The following is a 2,640-nucleotide window of genomic DNA, read 5'->3' as shown; positions in this document are numbered from 1 at the left end:
ATAAAGGCGCATCCGATACCTCGCGAGCGGGGCAAATCGGTTAAAATTTACTACGCCGCGCAGATCGGCTTTGCGCCACCGAAGATCGCTCTTGTGATGAACCGCCCGCAAGCGCTGCATTTCAGCTACAAGCGCTATTTGATGAACAGGCTGCGCGCGAGCTTTGCTCTTTCGGGAAGTCCGCTAGTGCTGCTGCCGCGCAAAAAAGGGGAGAGCGATGAAGAGCGGTAACATCGTACTCATCGGCTTTATGGGGGTCGGCAAGGGCACAGTAGCGCGGGCTCTGGCTGCGCAAAGCGGGATGTTTGCGCTTGATTGCGACGATATGATCGAAAGCTACGCCAATAAAAAGATCGGGCAAATTTTTAAAGAGCAGGGCGAGCAGAGCTTTAGAAAGATGGAAGAGGGTCTTGCGAAATTTTTAGAAAAGTCCGTCCGCTGCGCCGTGATCTCTACGGGCGGCGGCTTTTACGCCGTGAAAAATTTAAACAAAATCGGCACCGTCGTGTATCTGAAATCAAGCTTTGAGGGGATTATTGATCGCTTAAAAAATAGCGAGAACGCGGAGAAAAAATTTGCCAAGCGCCCGCTGTTAGCGGATCTGCAAAAGGCCGCGGCGCTTCACGCCGAAAGAGACGGGGCGTATGAAAAAAAGGCCGACATCGTAATCGACGTCGAAAATAAAAGCGTAAAAAAGATCGTAAAAGAAATTTGCTCCGCCTGCGACGGGCTAAATTTAAAGGGGAAAAAGATGTCTAAGCAGAAGTGCTCTGGCGGCGGCAAAAATTCCGAGCCGCACGGCAAAGATGGTAAAAGCGATAAGCTTAAAAAGAAAGAGGCGCTAAAGCAGAAGTTGCGCGAGCTACTGGAGGGCTTAGAGCGCGAGGAAATTCCAAAGCGGGTGATCGCGTGGCACTTCGATCTTTACGAGCCTTACGCGCTGCAGCTGGCGGGATCGAGCAGCTTTGATGCGGATGACGACGACTGGGCGTGCGAGGACGAGGATGAGTTTTATCCCGAATGTTCACGCTTGCAGCTTGATTTTTTAAGCGAGCTTTCGTGGCGACAGGTTTTAAAAATACTCGTGCAGGCTCTGCGCGAGCTGCGAGAGCAGATGCCTAGCGCTAAAATTTTTGAGTGCAAGCACATTGCCGTGGGTTTTGTGGACGGCGATCTGATTTTGATTTAAAGGAGCAACGATGAGAATTTTAACGGGTCTTCAGCCCAGCGGCAAGCTGCATTTGGGCAACTACTTCGCGAGTATCAAGCAGATGGTGGATGCGCAAAATGCGGGCGAGCAGATGTTTATGTTTATCGCAAACTACCATGCGCTCACGTCCGTAAGCGGCGGCGCAAAGCTAAAAAACTCCACCTACGAGGCCGCCGCGGCGTTTTTGTCGCTGGGGATCGATCCGAAAAAGACGGTGTTTTGGGTGCAAAGCGACGTGAAAGAGGTGTTGGAGCTTTACTGGATTTTAAGCGGGTATGCGCCGATGGGGCTGCTCGAGCGGGCGCACGCCTACAAAGACAAGATCGCAAAGGGCTTTGAGAGCAAACACGATCTGTTCAGCTACCCCGTGCTGATGGCGGCGGACATCCTGCTATACAGCGCGGAGGTCGTGCCTGTGGGCAAGGATCAGATCCAGCACGTCGAGATCGCCCGCGACATCGCGCTTAAATTTAACAACGCCCACGGCGAAATTTTAACTATTCCGCAAGCGCGCGTAAATGATGAAGTGGCGATCGTGCCGGGCACCGACGGCGCGAAGATGAGTAAAAGCTACGGCAATACGATCGATATTTTTGCAGATGCCGCGACGCTAAAGAAGCAAATTTCAAGTATCGTAACGGCCTCCGAGCCGCTAGAAGCGCCTAAGCAGTGGCGCGGATGCAATGTCTATAACATCGCGAAGCTGTTTTTAAACGATGCGGAGCAAGCGGAGCTGCAGGCTCGCTACGAGCGCGGAGGCGAGGGGCACGGGCACTTCAAGGCGTATCTGAACGAGCTCGTGCTTAGCTACTTCAAAGACGCACGAGATAAATTCGAATACTATCAAAGCCACCGCGAAATTTTAGACGAGATGCTCAGACAGGGCGCGCAAAGGGCGGCTGCGACGGCTGCTTCATTGATGCAAAAGGTTCGCGCCGCCGTGGGGATTTATCGCTAAGGAGAGTGAGATGACGGATTACGCTAGAGAAATTTTATCTGACGGCAAGATGCTTCGGCAGAAACTGGAAATTTTCTTGCAAACTCCTAGTAAGGTTGAAATTTACGCACGCGCCTGCGAGAAATTTTTCGCCGCGGGCAAGCAGCGCGAGTTAAATTACGCAAGCACGTGGAGCTGGTGTGGATTTTTCGGTACGCTGTTCTTTTTTCTGTACCGCAAGGAGTATAAAATTGCCGCAGCCCTATTTGCCGTTATGGTAATTTCTTGCTTCGTTCCGTTTTTGGATGGACATGATAGAACTATAGGAACGGCGATTAGCGTCAGTAGCGGGACTATGGCGAAATATTACGTTTGCGACAGTTTTGTTTCATTGCTAGATAAGCAGGACGATGAAGCCCTAAGACGGGGCGGTGGCGTGAATAGATGGGCGATATGGCTCGCGGTAATATTTTACGCTTTTGTCGCAATTGTG

Annotated in this window: 2 protein-coding genes and 2 pseudogenes; all 4 read left to right on the top strand. The window is 51.5% G+C overall.

Features of this window, described 5'->3' with window-relative positions; genetic code table 11:
* A pseudogene (locus Q0236_RS03735) lies at positions 1–231 on the top strand (ribosome biogenesis GTPase Der); the annotation flags it as partial.
* A pseudogene (locus Q0236_RS03730) lies at positions 218–712 on the top strand (shikimate kinase); the annotation flags it as partial. The pseudogenes Q0236_RS03735 and Q0236_RS03730, both read left to right, overlap by 14 nt.
* Before the next feature lie 487 nt (positions 713–1,199).
* Positions 1,200–2,168 carry a tryptophan--tRNA ligase gene (gene trpS / locus Q0236_RS03725; RefSeq protein ID WP_297915260.1) on the top strand — a complete coding sequence of 323 codons (969 nt, stop codon included), beginning with the start codon at positions 1,200–1,202 and terminating at the stop codon, positions 2,166–2,168.
* Between the two features lie 10 nt (positions 2,169–2,178).
* A partial coding sequence (locus Q0236_RS03720; RefSeq protein ID WP_297915258.1) for a DUF2628 domain-containing protein occupies positions 2,179–2,640 on the top strand: 462 nt, incomplete at its 3' end.

This window comes from uncultured Campylobacter sp. (assembly GCF_938031315.1).
In the GTDB taxonomy this organism is placed as follows: Bacteria; Campylobacterota; Campylobacteria; order Campylobacterales; family Campylobacteraceae; genus Campylobacter_B.
Note: the sequence above shows the minus strand (reverse complement) of the source record. Positions and strands in the feature narration are given on the sequence as shown.

Bases quoted from the DNA above. Each gene is read 5' to 3' on its own strand.
- trpS (WP_297915260.1), top strand. From the start codon at position 1,200: ATGAGAATTTTAACGGGTCTTCAGCCCAGCGGCAAGCTGCATTTGGGC.